General features: G+C 63.1%; 20 protein-coding genes. 7 read left to right on the forward strand and 13 right to left on the reverse strand.

Annotation, left to right across the window (positions count from 1 at the left end):
- The first annotated feature begins 19 nt into the window (after positions 1–19).
- Genes IRI77_RS14210 through IRI77_RS14230 form a run of 5 tightly spaced genes read left to right on the forward strand, consistent with a single transcriptional unit; the run spans position 20 to position 5,034 of the window.
- A complete protein-coding gene (locus tag IRI77_RS14210) occupies positions 20–979 on the forward strand; it encodes a glycosyltransferase (RefSeq protein ID WP_267239384.1) in 960 nt (319 codons plus the stop codon).
- Positions 976–2,172, forward strand: a complete 1,197-nt coding sequence (locus tag IRI77_RS14215) for a glycosyltransferase family 4 protein (protein WP_194452704.1) — start codon at positions 976–978, stop codon at positions 2,170–2,172. The genes IRI77_RS14210 and IRI77_RS14215 overlap by 4 nt, the downstream gene beginning before the upstream one ends.
- Complete coding sequence (locus IRI77_RS14220) at positions 2,172–3,383, forward strand: glycosyltransferase (protein ID WP_194452705.1); 1,212 nt, start codon at positions 2,172–2,174, stop codon at positions 3,381–3,383. Before IRI77_RS14215 ends, IRI77_RS14220 begins: the two co-directional genes overlap by 1 nt.
- An 11-nt stretch (positions 3,384–3,394) precedes the next feature.
- A complete protein-coding gene (locus IRI77_RS14225; RefSeq protein ID WP_194452706.1) occupies positions 3,395–4,333 on the forward strand; it encodes an FkbM family methyltransferase in 939 nt (312 codons plus the stop codon).
- Entirely contained in the window at positions 4,330–5,034 is a 705-nt protein-coding gene (locus IRI77_RS14230; protein ID WP_194452707.1) for a glycosyltransferase family 2 protein, read from the forward strand. The genes IRI77_RS14225 and IRI77_RS14230 overlap by 4 nt, the downstream gene beginning before the upstream one ends.
- On the opposite strand, the gene IRI77_RS14235 is transcribed toward IRI77_RS14230, so the two are convergent.
- The 13 genes from IRI77_RS14235 to IRI77_RS14295 all read right to left on the reverse strand — a co-directional run bounded on the left by IRI77_RS14235 (position 5,031) and on the right by IRI77_RS14295 (position 16,697).
- The gene (locus tag IRI77_RS14235; RefSeq protein WP_194452708.1) at positions 5,031–5,204 is read right to left on the reverse strand and encodes a hypothetical protein; all 174 of its coding nucleotides are present in this window, start codon (positions 5,202–5,204) and stop codon (positions 5,031–5,033) included. The genes IRI77_RS14230 and IRI77_RS14235 overlap by 4 nt on opposite strands.
- 50 nt (positions 5,205–5,254) lie before the next feature.
- The gene (locus tag IRI77_RS14240; protein ID WP_194452709.1) at positions 5,255–5,794 is read right to left on the reverse strand and encodes an A24 family peptidase; all 540 of its coding nucleotides are present in this window, start codon (positions 5,792–5,794) and stop codon (positions 5,255–5,257) included.
- Positions 5,795–5,860: 66 nt separating this feature from the next.
- Positions 5,861–6,106: a DUF6755 family protein gene (locus tag IRI77_RS14245; protein ID WP_194452710.1), complete on the reverse strand. Its 246-nt coding sequence runs from the start codon at positions 6,104–6,106 to the stop codon at positions 5,861–5,863.
- A 4-nt stretch (positions 6,107–6,110) separates the two neighbouring features.
- Positions 6,111–6,629 carry a QcrA and Rieske domain-containing protein gene (locus IRI77_RS14250; protein ID WP_194452711.1) on the reverse strand — a complete coding sequence of 173 codons (519 nt, stop codon included), beginning with the start codon at positions 6,627–6,629 and terminating at the stop codon, positions 6,111–6,113.
- On the reverse strand, positions 6,626–7,204 hold the full coding sequence (locus tag IRI77_RS14255) for a 4Fe-4S dicluster domain-containing protein (RefSeq protein ID WP_194452712.1): 579 nt from the start codon (positions 7,202–7,204) through the stop codon (positions 6,626–6,628). The genes IRI77_RS14250 and IRI77_RS14255 overlap by 4 nt, the downstream gene beginning before the upstream one ends.
- A gap of 3 nt (positions 7,205–7,207) precedes the next feature.
- The gene (locus tag IRI77_RS14260; RefSeq protein WP_194452713.1) at positions 7,208–9,400 is read right to left on the reverse strand and encodes a molybdopterin oxidoreductase family protein; all 2,193 of its coding nucleotides are present in this window, start codon (positions 9,398–9,400) and stop codon (positions 7,208–7,210) included.
- Complete coding sequence (locus IRI77_RS14265) at positions 9,375–11,627, reverse strand: MFS transporter (RefSeq protein WP_228486741.1); 2,253 nt, start codon at positions 11,625–11,627, stop codon at positions 9,375–9,377. Before IRI77_RS14265 ends, IRI77_RS14260 begins: the two co-directional genes overlap by 26 nt.
- A gap of 128 nt (positions 11,628–11,755) precedes the next feature.
- Complete coding sequence (gene ric / locus IRI77_RS14270) at positions 11,756–12,466, reverse strand: iron-sulfur cluster repair di-iron protein (RefSeq protein WP_194452715.1); 711 nt, start codon at positions 12,464–12,466, stop codon at positions 11,756–11,758.
- 136 nt (positions 12,467–12,602) lie between these two features.
- The gene (locus tag IRI77_RS14275; RefSeq protein ID WP_194452716.1) at positions 12,603–13,013 is read right to left on the reverse strand and encodes a cupin domain-containing protein; all 411 of its coding nucleotides are present in this window, start codon (positions 13,011–13,013) and stop codon (positions 12,603–12,605) included.
- Positions 13,014–13,019: 6 nt separating this feature from the next.
- Positions 13,020–13,889 carry a M28 family peptidase gene (locus IRI77_RS14280; protein ID WP_194452717.1) on the reverse strand — a complete coding sequence of 290 codons (870 nt, stop codon included), beginning with the start codon at positions 13,887–13,889 and terminating at the stop codon, positions 13,020–13,022.
- 59 nt (positions 13,890–13,948) lie between these two features.
- Positions 13,949–14,656, reverse strand: a complete 708-nt coding sequence (locus tag IRI77_RS14285) for a class I SAM-dependent methyltransferase (RefSeq protein ID WP_194452718.1) — start codon at positions 14,654–14,656, stop codon at positions 13,949–13,951.
- Positions 14,653–15,567 (reverse strand): class I SAM-dependent methyltransferase, encoded by a 915-nt coding sequence (locus IRI77_RS14290; protein ID WP_194452719.1) that lies wholly within the window; start codon positions 15,565–15,567, stop codon positions 14,653–14,655. Before IRI77_RS14290 ends, IRI77_RS14285 begins: the two co-directional genes overlap by 4 nt.
- 56 nt (positions 15,568–15,623) lie before the next feature.
- Entirely contained in the window at positions 15,624–16,697 is a 1,074-nt protein-coding gene (locus IRI77_RS14295; RefSeq protein WP_194452720.1) for a glycosyltransferase family 2 protein, read from the reverse strand.
- Positions 16,698–16,731: 34 nt separating this feature from the next.
- Between IRI77_RS14295 and IRI77_RS14300 the strand changes: the two genes are divergently transcribed.
- Together IRI77_RS14300 and IRI77_RS14305 are read left to right on the forward strand one after the other, a co-directional pair.
- The gene (locus IRI77_RS14300; protein WP_228486742.1) at positions 16,732–17,643 is read left to right on the forward strand and encodes a helix-turn-helix domain-containing protein; all 912 of its coding nucleotides are present in this window, start codon (positions 16,732–16,734) and stop codon (positions 17,641–17,643) included.
- Positions 17,644–17,677: 34 nt separating this feature from the next.
- Positions 17,678–18,970, forward strand: a complete 1,293-nt coding sequence (locus tag IRI77_RS14305) for a hypothetical protein (RefSeq protein WP_194452722.1) — start codon at positions 17,678–17,680, stop codon at positions 18,968–18,970.
- Positions 18,971–18,984: the final 14 nt, after the last annotated feature.

Raw genomic sequence — 18,984 nt, forward strand, 5'->3', positions numbered from 1 at the left:
ATCTTATCCGCGGGTCTCGGTGGTGATCCCGGTGTTGAATGGCGAACTGCATTTGGCGGACTGCCTGCGGCACGCCCTTATCGCCGCGGAAGGCCTGGCGGAGATTATCGTCGTGGATGACGGTTCCACCGACAACACACCCGTCATCGCCCGGCAGTTCCCGGTAAAGGTCATCGGATTGCCTACCCGCGGCGGACCGTCCCGAGCCCGGAATATCGGGGTCGATGCCAGTACCGCGGAGATCCTGTTCTTTCTGGACGCTGATGTGAACATCCCGCAGGATTTTATCCGCAAGGCTGTTCAATACCTGGATGAGAATCCCGGCTGGTCCGCCCTGTTTGCGTCGTACCAGCGCGACAGCCTGCCCACGAATTTCTGCTCCCGGTATAAGAATCTGGTGCACCATCACACTCACCAGCAGGCCATGCCTGACGCTGTGACGTTTTGCGGTGGATATGGATTCGTACGGCGGCCGGTCTTTCTAGGGTGCGGCGGCTTTGACGAATCGATGCTGGCCCTGGAGGATATCGACCTGGGCTACCGGATGCACAAGGCCGGCCATCGCATCCGGCTGTGCAAGGATTTGATGGCGAGTCACGCGAAGTATTACACACTGCGCGGCCTGCTGATCTCCGACCTGCACTACCGGGCCATCCCATGGACCGAGCTCATGATCCGGCATCGTATTTTCCGGGCCGACCTGAATACCGGCTACAAGAATGTGCTGAGCGTACCGGTCAGCTACCTGCTGGCGGCCAGCATCCTCAATCCCGTCCTGTTTGCCGCGCTGGCTGCGGTCTTCCTGCTTCTCAACGCTGATCTGCTGCGGCTGGCGGCAAACACCCACGGACTGTGGTTCGCGATACGCACGGCAGTGATGCACTGGCTGATCTATTGCCTGTCCGGGATCGGCCTGCTGCTGGGACTGAGCCGGGCCGCCTCACAGGAACTCCGCTCGAACGTGGTGCGGGCGGCGTGAAGTTCCTGGCTGTGACCTACGGACTGCCTTATCCACTTTCTGAAGGCTGCAAGATCCGGGATCACAGCCTGCTGCGCGCCATCGCCCAGGAAGCGGAAGTCCATCTGCTGAGCTTCTGCAAGGACGACCGGTTCCCCAGCGACCTGGGTCCCCTGCCCTCTTTCTGCCGGTCAGTTGAGACGTATTCGCCACCCGCCGGCAGGCCGGCAACGGCCTTACCGGCACACCTGGCGGCGGGGCGGCCGTTGGCTACCTTTCCGTTCTACTTCCCTGATTTCGCTGATCGCATCTCCGAGCTGGCCCAAAGCCACCAGGTGGACGTTGTTCAACTGGAACACTCGTTTCTGGCTCCCTATCTGACAGCCATTCCGCCGGCCTGCATCAGAATCCAGTCTCTCCACAACATTGGAGAACGGCAGTACGCCAGCATGGCGCGGATGAAACGGACCAGCCCGGCGGCCTGGCTCAAGGCGATGGCGATGCGCAATTGGGAAGCGGCTTGGACCCGCCGTTTCGACGGGGTAATCGCCGTATCGGAGGCTGAGGCGGAATGGGTTCGGCGGCAGGCACCGCAGCCGCCCGTGTGCGTCATTCCGAACGGAGTGGACTGCGGCTCGCTGCAGCCCCTGCCGGAACCCGAGGCGGGCAACGATCTGCTGTTCATCGGCACCCTTGGGTATCCGCCCAATGCCGACGCCGTCCGCTGGCTGGTCGACGCGATCCTGCCGCGAGTCCGCACGCAGGTTCCCGACGTTCGCCTAGTCGTGGTGGGCCGCAATCCCGGCGCGGACCTTCGTTCATTGGCCGAAACCGGAGCTTTCGAACTGCATCCCGACGTGCCCGAGATCCTGCCGTATTACCGCCGCTGCCGGCTGAGCCTGGTACCGCTGCGAGCCGGCGGCGGGACGCGCCTGAAGATCCTCGAGGCCATGGCGTTGCAGAGGCCGGTTGTGTCGACGAGCATCGGCTGTGAGGGGCTGGCGGTCTCGCAGGGAGAACAGTTGATGATAGGAGACACACCGGAGGCGCTCTCGGGGCAGATCGTCTCCGTTCTCACGAACCAGGTGCTGCGGCAAAGTCTCGTCCGGAACGCCCGGCACTTTGTTGAACTGAATCACGACTGGCCCGCCCTTGGCCGGCGCCAGTGTGCCTTCTACAATCAACTGATGGCCAACCACCGGAGTGCAGCGTGATGAAGAAACGCCTCCTGCTCTTCAGCGAGGAATTTGGCCCAGGCGGCGGCGGGTACGGCGTGAGCGCCCACGTGCTGCAGACACTGTCGCGGCACTATGATGTGACCCTGATGTGCTACACACCACCTGACTGTGAAGCCGTCGACCGGTGGTTTGACACTGAATTGACAGAGTGCAAATGGCGATACGAGGGGCCGACTATCGCAGAGCGGTTGTTGGTCCGCTCCATTCCGGACACATCAAGATTCCAGCACGTGAATGTGATGCTGAAGCGGGCGCGCGAGTTATCCGAGGAGTTCGACGTAGCATTCGCATGTTGCTCGTTGGAAGCTGATCTGGGCCGCCCCGCCATCCAATACATCCATTACCCCTACATGGGCCATTCGGACTGGCGGAATCAGGTCCCGGGCAGCGCGCCGTGGCCGAAATTGGCGGCGGCCGTGCTTCGAGGCAGGACACCAAAGTGGGCGGCGCTTTCCCGCTACTCGTTCGATCGAATGCGCCGGAATCTCACGTTGTCTAATTCGAAGTGGACCGCGGGCAAGATCCGTGAACTCTTCGATATGCCGAGCCAGGTGCTGTATCCGCCCGGTACCGGTTCCCTCTCTCCCATTCCCTGGAACCAAAGGCGCAACGGCTTCGTTGCCATTGGGCGGATGGAGGGCTCCAAACGCATGGACTGGATGATCGAAATGATGGCCCTTGTCCGCGCCAAGGTACCCGACGTCGAATTACATATCTGCGCACATCAAGATATGGCAAGGCCCGCCGAGGGTATCGCCCACCGCGTGGCGGAACTGGCGCGGGCAGCAGGCCCGTGGGTGCAGATGCACTACAATCTGCCGCGGGGGGAGTTAGCCGGATTGTTGGCGGTCAATCGATTCGGACTGCATGCCAAGATCGACGAACATTTCGGCATGGCACCCGCCGAGATGGCACGCACCGGTTGCCTCCCGTTTGTCCACGATAGCGGTGGACAAGTGGAGATTGTCGATGGCGATCCGCGTCTTTGTTACAGTTCTACCGAGGATGCGGTGGCGAAGATCGTTACGTTGATCGGTGATGCACGGCTTCAGGACGAGTTGCGTGGCAAGGTAGCAAGAATCGCCGGAAACTTTTCGCCGGAGTCGTTTGCCGCAGGACTGCTGAACCACGTGGAGACTTTTCTGGCACTCGGCCCCGAGGGGCATCTCAAGGAGCATTTACGTTGAACCTGTTGAGCATGGCCGCTAACATTAGTGCATACTTCCAGTGGGATTTGGCCTACCGGTTTCTCAGGCGGATGCCCGCACTCAACCGCCGCGAACTGATTTGGCGCATTCTCGAAACGGAGAATGTCGATTCGGCTTCCTTTCGCATCGACGGAAACATCTGGAACACGCCCGTTACTTATGGGGTCCCATTGGTTCTCTTCCGTTCAGGGGGCTACCAGGGGGAGGAAGTGAGTGCCGTAATCGACTGGATCCGTCACCAGGGCCTGATTCAGGCTGGCCGTGACACCATCATCGATGTTGGCGCCAATATTGGCACCACCAGCCTGCCCATGCTCCGCGGCCTCGGCTGTCGCGTGTTTGCCGTCGAACCGGAGCCCCGTAACCTCTACTACCTGCGGAAGAACCTGGAAGACAATGGATTCTCGAACCAGGTTTCCATCGCGCCGCGCGCAATCCTCCGCGAGCCCGGCACAATCAGGCTGCTGCAACCTACGGACGACCCTGGCGGGTTCTGCGTCAATCGACCGCCGGTCCGGGAGGAATTGGGGCAATCCATATTCAACGGCGGAGTGGACGTGCAGGCGGACCGGCTCGACAATGTCGCTCGCGAGCACGGCGTCGACTTCGCCCGCGTCGCATTCATCTGGTCGGACACACAGGGCTGTGAAGAGGATGTCATGGATACTGGCGCGGAGTTCTGGTCGCGCGGCGTGCCGTTTTATACGGAGATCGAGCCCCTGTCGCTGCGCCGCCAGGGTGTGCTGACCACCATCGCAGGGGTGGCGGCCCGCCATTTCGATCGCTATATCGAAGCGAAAGACATCGTGAGCAAACGTGGAGCCGCGCCTGTCCGCCCGATCTCGGAGTTTGCCGCTTACCTGAAAGGGCTGCCTGAAATCACAACGGATGTCCTCTTCCTACCGCCCAGCTGCAAGCTCAAGAATTGAGCGCGGCGGCCCGCATGCTGCTGAGCATCCTCATCCCGACCCTGGCATCCCGGGCAGCCCTCTACCAGAGGCTCACCTCGGAACTGCGGCGCCAAATCGAATCGGCGGGGCTGCAGTCCGAGGTGGAGATCCTGGGGCTGTGCGACGACGGAGCCGTGCCCGTGGGGGCCAAGCGCAATACGCTGCTGCGGCAAGCCCAGGGTCAGTATGTTGTCTTCACCGATGACGACGATCAGGTAAGCGCCGGCTACGTCTCCCTCATTGCACAGGCGTTGCGGGCGAATCCCGGCATCGACTGCCTGGGGATCCGCGTCCTCATCTACTTTCGCGGCGCGCATCCGTCCGAGGCGACCCACTCTATCCAGTACACCGACTTGTCGTCCAAGGCCGGCCGCTATTTCCGGCCGCCTTATATCCTCAATCCCATCCGGCGCGATATCGCGATTCGCTACCCCTTCGCGGAGGTCCGGTACTCAGAGGATTTCGATTGGGCCATGCGCATGGTGCGCGACCGCGCGTTGCAGCGGGAAGTGATGATCGAACCGGTGCTCTACCACTACTACTCGCGCCGCCGCTGGCTGTATCAGTGGCTGCTCGACCAGTCAGAGCCGTTGCGTCACGCCCTGGGCCTGCGCATGGACAAACGCCTGACCTTCTGGCGCCGCATCAAGGGATCGGACAGCCAGACGCCATCCGCCTAGTTGAGCCCGTGTTTCCAGAGGCGGGCCAGCAACAGCAGCATCCCCAGAACAATGAAGACCTCGGCGGCCGTGAGGGTCCACCCGTCCAGCGGCCAGGCTTGAGAGCCAACCAGGCACAGCAAACCCAGCATCAAACCGCCCCCGCCGAAATAAGTGAGCCGATCGCGCATGACGCTCCCCGGATGCCCCTCATTATAGTGCCGCCGGAGAGCTCGAATGCTTAGGATTTAGGCGTAGCCCACAGCACGAGTAATGTGGCCAGCGCGATGGTGACCGCCCTGGGCATCCCCATGGAGGTTTCGCTGCCGGCCTCGAGCTCCTCGGTCTCCTGATAGGGCGCCTTGCCCCGAAACAGCGCCGTGATCATGCGTCCGATGTTCCGCAGCGTCCTGGCGCCGCGCCTCTTGAACAATACCGCGATGAGAGCCACGGCTCCGCCGAGGATGGCATCCATGATGAAAATGATGAACAGGTTGCCGGCCCCAGCCAATGCCCCCACCGCCGCCATCAACTTCACATCGCCACCGCCCAGCCACCGCAGGACAAACAGAGGCACGAACATCAGCACGGCCAGGCCCAACCCGCCCGCTGAGAACTTCAGGCCCGTCCAGCCGGCCAGGTAAGGATGCAGGGCAAGACCAATGAGGACGCCGCCCAGTGACAGCCAGTTGGGAATGTTCCGGCTTCGGATGTCGCAGGCGGCCGCGATGAGCACGACGGCGGCCAGGACGTATTGGACCGGAATTGCCAGGAGAGTCATGGAGTGCGGCGACCTTACCTCGGATCCCCATTCTCGCAAAGCGCGCCGGTCCGGTGCTCGATCGCCTTACGACTGGTCGCGCGTCTGCCGGTCCAGCCGGTTCACATAGCGCAGCAGCAGGGCGCTGCCCGCAAACAGTAATCCGGACAACACAGCCCCCGGCACGGCCGCCTCATGATGGCCGGCCAGGTAAGTTTCGACAGAGGCCATCAGCATCCAGATCTGCACCACCAGGATCACGACAATCAGCGCCAGCGCGCCGTTGATCCCCTTCAGACTTCTGCGCCGCAGGGGCGATTCGCCGTCCGTCATGGCGCTAGGACTCCTCTCCGGTGGTCATTCCAATCGCCACCAGTTCGCTGCCGCGCCGCTCCAGTTCCACCCTGGGCAAAGGCCTGGGTGGAGGACCCTGCAACACGCGCCCGTCCTCGATGGAGAAGTAGCCTTCGTGGCACGGGCACTCCAGCCGGTTGTGCTTCGCCGAGTACAGCACCGCGCACGACAGGTGGGTGCACTTCTGGCTGTAGGCCACGAACTTCTGCTCGCCGACGCGCACCAGCAGGCAGTTGTCCTGCGGCGTCGGATACTGGAAGACCTTGGCACTGCCCACGGCCAGCCCGTCGGCGCCATTCACGACCAGCGCCGGAAAGGCCGCCTGCCGCCGGCTGAGCAGGTTCTTCGCCACCAGCCACAGTTGGCCGGCGAACATGGCGAAGCTCGTCAATGTGAGGAACCGCGTGAACTGCCTGCGCTCGACAAAGCTCGACTCGCCGGACCGGACCGAGAACTCCTCGCTCCACAACCGCTGCTTCGGGCACTCCTTCTGCTGGCTCATTCCTCTCCTTCCCAGATGGCATCCGCCACATCCACACTCATCACCGGCTCCGACGCCGGCAGCATGTAATGAACCTTCGTCCGCACCACCTGCCCGCCAAAGTGAAACTCGTTGGACGCACGCTCGCGCCGCTTCTGCGCGGCCTGCTCCGCCGGCACGTACATCAGCGCCTGGCTGGGGCAGACCGTGGCGCACATGGGCCGCTTGCCGATGCTGGTGCGGTCGTAGCACATGTCGCACTTCATCATCAGTTCCATCTCGGCGAACACATTCGGCACGCCGAAGGGACAGGCCAGCACGCAGTTGGAGCAGCCGATGCAGCGCGGCTTCAACGCCGTCCTCACGATGCCGTCCTCGCCCTTCTTGATCGCGTCCGCCGGACACACCTGCGCGCACGTGGGATCCTCGCAATGCATGCAGACCATGGGCGCCGTGGCGATCGTGTTGGGCCTATCGATGAAGTCCAGGTGGATCATCGAGACGCCGCGGTGCGTGCCGCACTCCGCACAGGCGCTCACGCAGGACTGGCAGCCGATGCAGCGCGACGGGTCGACGTAGAACTCATAGCCGAACATGGCTCACTGGCCTCCCTGCGGACCCGCTGCCTTCTCGATGCGGCAGGCAGAGACCTTGAACTCTGGGATCTTGCTGCGCGGATCCAGCGTCCGGTGCGTCAATCGGTTCGCACTCTTGCGGCCGGGCCAGTGGTAGGGGATGAAGACCGTATCGGGCCGGATGGTGCGCACCACCATGGCCTGCACCGTGATGGAACTCCGGCGGGTGGTCACCGTCACCCAGTCGTCGTTCAGGATCCCATGCCGCTCGGCGAGCTTGGGATGAACCTCCACTTTGGGATTCGGGTACTGATCGACCAGCGCTCCAATGCGGCGGGTCTGTGCTCCGGAAAGGTACTGGCTGACGACGCGGCCGGTCGTCAGGAAGGTGGGGAAGTCATCGGCCACGGGATCGCCGCTGGGCCGGACCTCCGCCACCAGGAACCGCGCCCGTCCATCGGGATGCAGGAACTTGCCGCCCTCAAAGAACCGAGGCGTGCCCGGATGATCCAGCGTGGGGCACGGCCAGAAGATGCCCATCTCCTTCTCGATGCGCTCGTAGGTGATGCCGTAGTAATCCGCATGGCCGCCGCGCGAGGCCTCGCGCAGCTCATCGAAAATCTCCCGCGTCGACTCGAACGGGAAGTACTGCCCCTTGCCCAGGCGGCGCGCCAGATCCACCACAATGGCGCTGTCGCCGCGCGCCTGTCCCGGCGGATCCACGGCTTTGTTGATCTTGATGACGCGGCCTTCGCCGCTGCCCACGACGCCCTCTTCCTCCTCCTGCAGGCTGCCCGCGAGCACGACGTCGGCGTGATGCGCGGTCTCGGAGAGGAAGAAATCCACGACGCAGAAGAACTCGAGCTTCTCCAGGGCAGCTCGTGTGTACTCGCTGTCCGGCAGCGACACCAGCGGGTTGAAGCACATCGAAAACAGCGCCTTGATCTCGCCGCGGTGGATCGCTTCCATGATCTCCACCGCGCTGTAGCCCGCCTGCGGGATCTCCTCCGGAGTGATGCCCCAGACCTTCGCTACGTGCTCGCGCGCCGCCGGATCCGCGATGTGCCGCTGGCCCGGCAACTGGTCGCACTTCTGCCCGTGCTCACGGCCGCCCTGCCCGTTGCCCTGCCCCGTGATCATGTTCGGACCGGCGCCTTCCCGTCCGATATTGCCGGTCGCCAGGCAAAGATTGACCAGCGCCAGGCAGTTCTCCACGCCATGCGAGTGATGCTCGATGCCGCGGGCATGCAGGGCCATGGCCCGCTCCGCCATGCCGAACCACTGGGCCGCCTTCTCGATGTCTTCCGGACGCACTCCCGTCACGTCGGCGGCCCGGCGCGGATCCCAGGCCTTCACATACTCGGCCACCTGGTCGAACCCGTTCGTGTGGTTCTCGATGAACTCCAGGTCCGCCAGGCCATCGCGCACAATCACGTGGAGCATGGCCGAGAACAACGCCGTGTCCGTGCCGGGCCGCACAGGCAGATACAGATCCGCATTGCGTGTAATGGGTGTCATGCGCGGGTCGGCGACAATCAGCCGGCCACCGTTGTCGCGCATGCGCCACAGATAGTCGGTCGTGATGGGGAAGCACTCGCCGACGTTCGCACCGGCCACCAGCACCACCTGGGCCTTCGGGATGTCTTCCCACGGGTTCGGATTGCGGTCGACGCCCAACGCCAGTTTGTAGGCCGTACCGGCCGATACCATGCACAAGCGGCCGTTGTAGTCGATGTGCCGTGTGCCCAGCGCCACGCGCGCGAATTTCCCCAACAGGTAAGATTTCTCGGTGATGAGCGAGGCTCCGCCGTAGACGGCCACCGAGTCCTTGCCGTACTTCGCCTGGATCTCCTGCAGCCGCCGCGCCGTCAGGCTCATCGCCTCTTCCCAGCCGGCCTCTCGAAATCCGCTGTCGGTGCGGATCAGTGGAGCCAGCAACCGGTCCGGGTGCGCGCTTTGCATGTAGCGCCGTACACCTTTGGGACACAGCATGCCGCGATTGAACGGAAACTCCTCCCAGGGCTCAAACCCGGTCACCTGGTTGTCGCGCACCTTCAACTGAATGCCGCACTGCTGCCCGCAAAAGCAGCAATGCGTCTTCACCAGTTTCTCCGGACCCTTCAGCGATTCCCCTTGCCAGCCGCCGGGCGGAACGTACTTCAGGTGCGGTCCGTACTGCTCGGTCAGTGCCTCAACGGATTGCGGAGGCTTGGCCATGCGCGTTCTCCTTCACTCTCATCTGCACCGTCGCCAGGGTCTTGCGCTTGCACGGCGGGCAGACCGCCTGCCAGTGCGACGAGCCGTCCTTCGACGTATAGTCGAACCCCAGTTGCGGCAGCACCGTCTTCAAGTCCTCAATGTGCATTTTCGAAGCGAATCGCTGCCCGCAACGGAGGCAGTGCGACCCCTCATCCTCGTCTCCGGCCTGCTGGTAGACCTTCACGCCCAACTGCGCCGGGCGCTGGAAGATGTGGAAGAACTTCCCGAACGGCAGGTACAGCAGCGCGCCGATCACGCTGATGGCGTGGATCACGGCCAGGAAGCCGTAGAACGCGCCGCGGAACCAGAGCGTGGAGACCGTCAGCGCCAGGCCCGTGACGGAGATCGCGAAGAGCAGAGCCAGGGGCAGGAAGTCCGCGGCCATTGTCTCCAGCGCGAGCGCGCCTTCGTCCTTCATCCGCCGCCCCAGCGAGAGCGCGATTCCGCCCAGCACCAGGACCGCCGAGAAATCGAGCCCATGAAACAGGACCCAGGCCATCAGCGAACGCGCGGGCATCGTGCCCACCGGGAAGCCGAACAGCCAAGTGATGTAGGTCATCTGATCGTCGGGATGCGATGTAAAATTGACCCAGCCGAACACCAGGGGAAACGTGATGGCGGCCGCGGATAAGCAGCCCCAGAACAGCATCTGGTGCATCCACCAGCGCGTCCGGCTGCGCTTTGCGATGAACTTCTGCGCGATCAGGTGGGTGCCCGCGGTCTGCGTGACCAGGGCCAAAGTCTTCAGCCAACCGCGCGACCGCGCCAGTTCCAGGCTCCGCTGCCAGTAGCGCTTCGTGGGCGGCTTCTGCAGCCATACCGCGTAGTGGAAGGTCACGCCGAACGTGGCGAAAATGACGGCAAACGTGTAAACCACCAGGGCCGCGTCGAAGTTCTGGAGATTCCTGGAGCCGATGACAATCGAGGCAACCAGTAGCCCCGTCACCGCCACGGCCCACGCTCCGGCACGCAGTTGATCGGCTCGCCGCGCAAAGTCCGGCTGCAGGTTCAGTTCCAGCGCCTGCTGGCGGGGAATGAAGACCCGCAGGTTCAGGAACCACAGCAGTAGCGAGGTCGCGGCCAACAGCACGAAGCCGGGCCAAACGACGCCCACCGAGTCGCGAAAGCGGCCCAGCAGGAGAGGAGGAAAGAATCCGCCCAGTCCGCCCATGGCGCCCACCAGGCCGGTTACCGTGGCGGTGTTTCCTGGGAAATATTGCGGCACCAGCTTGAAGACCGCTCCGTTGCCTAACCCCAGCAGCGCCGCGCAGCCCAGCGCGCCTACGGTGAACGGCACCATCGACGGCCACGCCAATAGCAGCGCGAATGGCACGATGCCGAGGAAGACGCCCCACAGCACGCGGGCGCCGCCCAACCGGTCTGCCAATGCACCGCCCACCGGACGCAGCAACGTCGCCAGCACCACGAAGCCAGCCGCCCGGAATCCCGCATTCGCCGGAGCCAGCCCGAAGTCGTCCTTCAACAGCGACGGCAGATAGATGGAGAACGCCACAAAGCCGCCGAAGGTGAGGAAGTAGAACAGCGACAGAACCCAGGCCAGCGGCTCCTTCGTGAGGATCTGGACCATCGGCCCCAGTCCCTTTATGTTCGGCACGAACGCAGGCGCATTCCGAGCCAGCATCCAGAAGGCCACCGACCACACCACCAGCAGGGCCGAGATTCCATAGATGAAGTTGGCGCGGCCGATCATCGCGGCCAGCACGGGTCCCAGGAAGACCACCGCCGACTGGCCCATGTTGCCCATCCCATATAGCCCCAGCGCCGTGCCCTGCCGTTCCGCCGCAAACCACTTGGAGACGAACCCGACGCCCACTGAGAAGGACGATCCAGCCACACCAACAAAGAAGCCCGAGGCCAGCAGCCCGTTATATGTGGACACATTGGCCAGCACCGCGCCCGCTCCGGCGGAGGCGAGGAACAGCACCGTAAACACCACCCGGCCGCCAAAACGGTCTGTCAGCATGCCCAGAGGAATGCGCCCGAGGGAGCCTAGCAACACCGGCACGGCCACGATCAGCGACGTCTGTGTCGCCGTCAGGTGAAACTGCTGCCGGTATGCCGGCGCGAACGAACTGACGATACCCCACACGGCGAAGCACAGGAAAAACGAGATTGTGCCCAGCCACAACTGAAGCTTTTGCGAACTGCTCTCCGAATCGCTCAAGCAATCCTCCCTCTCACGCTGCATCTTGGCATGCGCCATCGGGCCGGGTCGGTGACAAAAGTCACCCCGCGATTAAACCTATACCAATTCGTCCAGAAAAGAAACCAGACTCACGGATTGGCTTCAGCTCAGCGCCGTTCCAAGGCAATGGCACGCGGAAATAGAATGTTGTTTTCCAGATGAATATGCACGTGGAGGTCAGCTTCCAACGCCTGCAGACCGTCGAACAGCATCCGTACCGTGGTGCACGCGTAGGAGGGTAATTCGTAGTTGTTGGTCAAGGTCCGCAGTTCCACCAGGGCCTCGCCGGCGCCCTCATGCTCGCGCTCCATCATCGCGATGGGGTTGCCGATGGAGCCAAACGGAACCGGCGGCATGGGCTGGCCCTGCGCTTCCGCGTCGGCATACCTGGCGATGAACGGGAAGAGGATCTGCTCTTCCTTGTTGATGTGTGCTTCCAGTTCGCTACGCAGTCCGTCATACACCGTCGCCATGCGCGACAGCGTCTGCGGATCGCGCCCGCCATGAACCCGCAACACTTTCTCCATGCGCGCGCCGACGGCCGGCAGTTCCTGCCTCAGATACTCGTGATGGGTGGCGATGATGTGCCGCGCCAGCTCACCCAGGGGCGCGTTCTGCCAGTCGCGGTCGCCGCCGCCTACATGGAGCGACTGCTCGATCTCCTGCATCACGGCCGCGGGATCCAGTCCCTTGGCCGAGCAGGCAGCCCCAATCGCCTGTTTGCCGCCGCAGCAGTAGTCCAGGCCGTAGCGTTCCAGGGTCCTCACCGCCACCAGGGAGGTTGCGGCGATGTCAGCTAAAGTCGTCGTGGTAGTCATTGAATTCCTCAGAATCTCTTTCTGAAGCAATCATGACTATAAAATCCAGGTAAGTCGGTGACGCAAGTCACACGCGCCGAATTCGACGAAAAAACTTACCGGATCCTGACAGTGCGGCCCTGAGAGAGCGGGACTCCTACGCCTTCCACTTGTAATAGAAGAAGGTCATCGGTACCTTCCCCGTATTCACAATGCCGTGGACTTTGTTCCCCGCGCAGTACATCATCGATCCGGCCGCCACCTTCGTCACCTTGCCGCCGACGGTGATTTCCCCGGTCCCTTCCGTCACCAGCACGAACTCCTCTTCCGGATGCTCATGCGGAGGATGCGGCTGCATGCCGGCCTTCAGTTGCAGGCTGCCCGAGGTCATCGACTTCAACTGGTCCGTCGGACCCTCGAAGTAGATGCGGTGGTCGCCAAACGGCTCCTTCACCAGCTTCGCCTGGGCGGGGTTCAGCGCGGCATCCGGCAGCTTCCCTGCGCCTTGCGCGGCGGCAAAGGGGGCCAGGAAGGCAGCGGCTTTGAAGAGGTCACGGCGTTTGGGCATCGGGAATCAGGGCTCCAGTCTTTTCAGGGTTTCCAGCACGACGCTCCCCACCGTTTGCAGGCTGGAGGCGCTCAACTTATCCATCGTGTCCTGGTTCGTGTGCCACCAGGAATTGTCCGGACCATACTCGAAATCGATCAGGTCGAGGGCACGCACGCCTTTGCGCAGGAACGGCATGTGATCGTCTTCAATCGCCCCTTCCACACCGTCGAAATGCTTGGCCTGGCCCATCTGCGAGGCCACCTGCCAGACGATGCTGCGCAGAACTTCAGAAGAGTACTGCTCACGCACCAGATGCAGATCGCGGTCGCCGACCATGTCCACGTTGATCAACGCGGCCATCTTGCCCAGCGTGCCGTCCGCGGCCCACTTGTCGGCCAGGTGCCGCGAGCCATACACCGAATCCGTGGCGGTCCAGTCCTTCACCGCCTCCTCACCGTCGAAGAACACCAGGTAGACATCGTTCCTCAGCGGGACGCTCTTGAGGGCAACGGCCATCTCCAACAGCAGGCCAGCGGAGGATCCGCCGTCGTTCGCCCCGGCAAAGGGAAAGGAAAAACGCTTGGTATCGTAATGCCCGCTCACGGCGACGATCTTGCCGCTCTGCCCGGTCCGTTTGGCGATGATATTCTTCATCACGATGGGTCCCGCGGGCGTCTTGGCTGTGAAGACGTCTTCCACCACCGTCCAGCCGGCTGCCTTCAATTGGGCGGTGATATAGTCCTGAGCCTTCTTGATCGCCGGAGTACCCGAGGGACGCGGGCCCAATGCCACGAGAGCCTTGGTCTGGTCGTAGGCGCGTTGACCTGAGAATTCCGCCGCCATCAGCGGCAGGGCAAGAATCAGACAGGCCAGCACTCGGTGGGAACGTTGCATCCAGATATCAGTGTAGCGGGGGCAGGCCAAGGCGCGAAACCTGTACGCGCCAACCATAATCAGGCACGTGAGAAACGGCCCGCAGGCTTCACCGCCACGCACCGGTAGCCCAGCGTGAAGTTCTTCTCTTTGTCCAAACCCTCAAACAGCGGCAGCACCAGCGCCAACGGCAGGAAGAACACGGCCGGAATCAACTTGAGCGGACCCGGAAAGAACTGCAGCCCGCTCAACAAACGCCGCGCCACCAGCCGGAAATATCCACCCGCCGGTTCCAGCGTCTGTACCTCCAGACCGGCCTCCGCGAACAGATACGCCAATCCGTGCTTCGTATACCGGAAGAAGTCGTGCGGCGACTGGTGCACTTCCCACTCATGCGGAGCCACGATCAACAGCAGCCCGCCGGGCTTCAGCACCCGCGCTATCTCGCGCAGCGCCTGCTTCGGCTCTTTCAGGTGCTCCAGCGTGACGATGTTCAGCGAGCCGTCAAACGTGTCATCCCGGAACGGCAGCCGATTCAGGTCAGCGATCGCGTCCAACTCGCCATAGTCCCAGGCCGTGTCGCCAACGCCGAGGTCGACACCCGTATACCGATGCTGCCGGAAATAGCTGGAGTACTGCCCTTCCCCCGCGCCCGCATCCAGCACCCGCGATCCGGCCGGCAGACGCGCGGCCAGCTCGTTCACCGCGTCCTCGATCATGGCTTCGAAGGAGTAGATGTACCGCCGAAGCCCGCCTGGCAACACGCGCCGGGCCGTCTCGTACCTCATGCCTTGCGCTTCGCCTCGATCATGATGCTGGCGCCGCAGCGGCAGGCCGCCTCCAGCATGGTGAGAGGGATCGAAGCCAGCACTAGCGCGAAGTAAGCCATGTCCTTCAGCAGCTTCACCCGTGGAGTATCCTGCACTCCGCGAATCCGCCTGGACATCGGGTCCAGCCCCAGCGCCAGCGTGGTTGCCAGGCCCGCCGGGTTATCGCGCAACGAGAAGTGTTTGCGCCGCACCACTTCAAACCCGCAGTAGTCCAGCAGGTTGATCAGGTCCTGCTCCTTGAAATCGATCAGGTGGCGCGGGATGTCCAGGCCGTTCCAGTTCTCGCCGAACAACAGGAACTGCCAGCTCGCCGCATTCGGCACCTGCACCACCAGGCGGCCATCCGGCTGCAACAGGCGGTGCGCCGCGTTCAGATAAGCCGACGGATCGTACAGGTGCTCCAGTACGTGGAACATCGTAATCGTCCGGAACGAGCCCGGCCGGAACGGAGCCCTCGGCAGCGCGCCGCAGGCCACCGGAACACCATTGCTCGACCACGCCACGGACGCCGCATTCACTGAGAAGTCCAGACCGACGATCTGGTTCTGCGGAAGGTTCAGTTCCCGCAGGAACAGCCCGCCGCCGCAGCCAACATCCAGGACAGGAGCAGTGCCCTCGCACGACTCCAGGGCCTTGCGCACGAACCGCACGTGATCCCGCAGGACGAACCGGCGCCAGAACTCCGCCAGCCGGTCGGCCGTGTCGCCGCCCGGGTCATACCAGTAGTTCTCCGGGTAGTATTGGTGGATCTCATCGGGTTCCGGCCACGGATATAGCCGGATCAGCTTGCACTCGCGGCACTCCACAACCAGGAACACCTTGTCCGTGGTGTTGTAGAGCTTGTCGGTGCCGTGACACAGCGTGCGCATCTGGGCCGACCCGCAGGCGGGGCAGGAGTCGAACTCGGTGGTCGCCGACAGATCGCCTACGGCTGGTTCGGCGCTGCCACCTTCTGGCTCAACTCTTTCAGCGAAATGCGGTGGCTTAGGATCAACTGGTGCACCTGGCTCGGGCTCAGCCGGTGCAGCGGTTTCAACGCGCGGCGCTTCCTCAGGGTCGACGGCAGCATTTGGAGTGCTTGCCAGTCCCCCTTCAGTAACGCCAAAAAGGCTTTCAGTTTGCTCGACGGGCTCTGGAACCGGCTGATTTCCCCCCGTTTCCGGAGGGCTGCCCACAGTCCGGCGAGAAGCCTTGCGAGATAGTACGCGCCGTTTCGCCACAGAAGACTACCAGGAAATAGTTTAACGGCTAATAGCAGCCGGTTGCGCTCGATCAGTGTAATTCGCAGGGGGTTGAGTTGGCCCAAGGTTGCCCCGCGATGATGCCGCACCCGCGCGTACGGCGTATAAATCGAGCGATAGCCACAGATACGGGCGCGCAGCCCGAGTTCCGCATCATCTCCGTACGCAAAAAGATCTTCATCAAAGGCGCCGATGGTGTTGAGCATCGACTTGCGGTACATGCAGGCGCACCCGTCCGGCCAAAGTACCTCTTCCACCTGGTCGTACTGGCCCTGGTCGAGTTCTCCGGTCCCCCGGCCCCGGTTCTGTCCGTCCGGATAGATCAGGTGACCCACTTTATCGATAATGCGGGGATCCTCGTGAACCAGGATCTTGGAAGCAGCCATCCCGACGCCCGGATCCGCAAAGACGGAGAGAAGGGCCACCAGCCATCCTGGATCCGCCTCCGCGTCGTTGTTCAGCAAAGCGACAAACTCGCCCCGGGCGGCGGCAATGCCCTGGTTGTTGGCGCCGCAGAAGCCGCGGTTCTCCCGGTTCTCGATTAGCGTGAGGGGGTATGGAGCGCTGCGTGTGAACGCCTGGATGTACTGGACGGAATCGTCCGTCGAGCCGTTGTCCACCACGATGACTTCAAAGGGAACGCCCTGGTCGCGGGCGAGACTGGCGAGACATTCCGCCAGCAGCGCGCGGCGGTTCCAGTTGACGATAACGACGGAGACAAACCCTGCGGGAAGTTGCTCCAAGCCTTGGAATGACAACGTGTTGTATCATACCATTCAGGCATCCTATTCCATGCCGAGCTTGGGCCAAAAGCTCCGTCAGGAGCGCGAAAAACGCGGGTTGACCATTGAGCAATTGTCCGCTCAAACGCGCATCAATGTACAGTATTTTCAGTACATTGAGGCCGATGACATCGCGTCCCTGCCAGGTGGATTCTTCTACCGCAGCTTCGTCCGCCAGTACGCCCGCCTGATGGAACTGCCGGAGTCGGATTACCAGGGCGAACTCGATCGCAGCCTGGCCGACGAATCGGCCCAATCCGCGGGCCGCACTACGGCTCTGCCCGACAAGGCGATTGAAGTTCCACCCATCCCGACCGGCCGTTTCGATACCGCCCTCGAAATGCGGCGCTGGGTCTGGCGGCTGGGCATTCTGGCCCTGGTCATGGCGCTTTGCTCCGGGGTCTATACTTTCTGGCAGCGCTGGCGGGTACAGCACGAAGAAGAGCGGATAGCCGCCGCAAGAACTGAGACGGTGGCCCCTAAGCCTGTCGAGAAGCAGCAGCCGGCCGCGGTCCAACCCGCTCCGCCAGTAACTGCGCCGGAACCGCAACAGGCACCCGTGGAGCCGCCGCCGGCGCCCATCCAGGCATCCATCATTCCCGCCGCCCCCGAGGCGCCAGCCAGCGGCGCAGTGAGGTTGATCATCCGCGCAACGGAAATGACCTGGGTCGCGGTCTGGCAGGGGGACAAGCAGCTCTTTGCCGATGTGATCCGCGCCGGAGAAACCCGCGGCTTCGGTTCGCCCAACCAGTTGAGGATCCGCCTGGGCAATGCAGGCGGCGTCCAGATGGAGTGGAACGGCAAGCCAGTCGATCAGGTGGGCCCCAAAGGACAAGTGCGGACGGTTGAGTTCCGCACGGATGGCTACACCGTGATTCAGCCTCCGCCTCCGGCCGCGCCCAAACCCGACGGGCAGGTTTAGGCTGCTGAGCGCCGGATTCGCTTAGAATCACTTCATGAGATTTCCCCCGGCTCCTGGTGCAGACCCTGCCGCACCCGCGACAGCCGGTCCTTCCGAAACCACCAGCACGCTGCAGGCGGCGGTGGAGCGGATTCTCGCCAGTCAGGCCTTCGAGCGCACCCATCGCCTCTCCCTCCTGCTGCGTTACCTCACTGATCACAGCACCAGCGGCGACACCGCCGGACTGAAGGAACCCATCATCGGCCAACGCGTCTTCGGCCGGCCTGCCGACTACATTGCCTCGGACGACAACATCGTCCGCTCCAATGTGCGCCAGCTCCGCATGAAGCTGGAGGAGTACTACGCGTCTGAGGGCGAGAAGGATCCGTGGCGCATCACCGTGCCCAAGGGCTCCTATCTCCTCAAACTGGAACCCGCCGTCCAGGCCGCGCCGCCCGTCCGCCTGGTCCGCCCGTGGCGGCTGCCCGACCTCATTACCGTGCCCGCGGTTCTGTTCGCCGTCGTCGCCCTCGTGTGGTGGGTGCGCTCCCTGGGCCCGCAACCGAAAGACTGCCTTTTGAGTCTCTTACGGCCCGGGCCTGGCCAGCGCCTGCTGGTCGTCGGCTCCGATGCGAATGTCCAGCTCTATGTCCGGCTGGCCAAACGCCGGGTCACCCTGCAGGAGTACATCGATGGCCGCTACCGGCAGGCGGGCAATCTGCCGCCCGGCATCGATCAAGCGATGTTTTCCTCCCTGCTGGCCAGCCGCTCTGTGACGGAAACCATCTTCCTGAACATCCTGCCCGAGTTCGCCCGAGCCCTGCCCACCACCTCGCTCTCCGTCCTCGCAGCCGATTCCATCACTCCGCGCGACTTCGATCACGACAACGCCGTGCTCATCTCCGGCCCTTTCGGCAATCCGTGGGTGCAGATGTTCGACCGCGACCTGAACTTCCAGATCGAGGCGAACGAAGAGGTGACCTCCGCCTGGGTTCACAACCGGAAACCCATCGCCGGCGAGCAGGAGTTTTACCGCAACTACACCGACGCCAGCAAGACCATCGTCTGCTACGCCCGCCTGGCCTATCTGCCTGGTCCCCGGCCGGGCTCCCACATCATCCTCACCGGAGGTCCCCACCACGCCTCCACCCAGGCTGCCGGCCAATTCCTGACGAGGGAAGACTCCCTTGAGTCCATCCGCCGCCAACTCCACATCCACCGCTCCGAGCCCGTGCCGTGGTTCGAGGCTGTCGTCGAGAGCCGCACCCTGAGCCTGGACCCTATCTCGATGCGGATTGTGGCCATTCGACGGGTGGAATCCGCCAACGCCGCCGAATCACTGCGTTAACGGTCGCGTTTTGC

Source organism: Paludibaculum fermentans, assembly GCF_015277775.1.
GTDB classification, from domain to species: domain Bacteria; phylum Acidobacteriota; class Terriglobia; order Bryobacterales; family Bryobacteraceae; genus Paludibaculum; species Paludibaculum fermentans.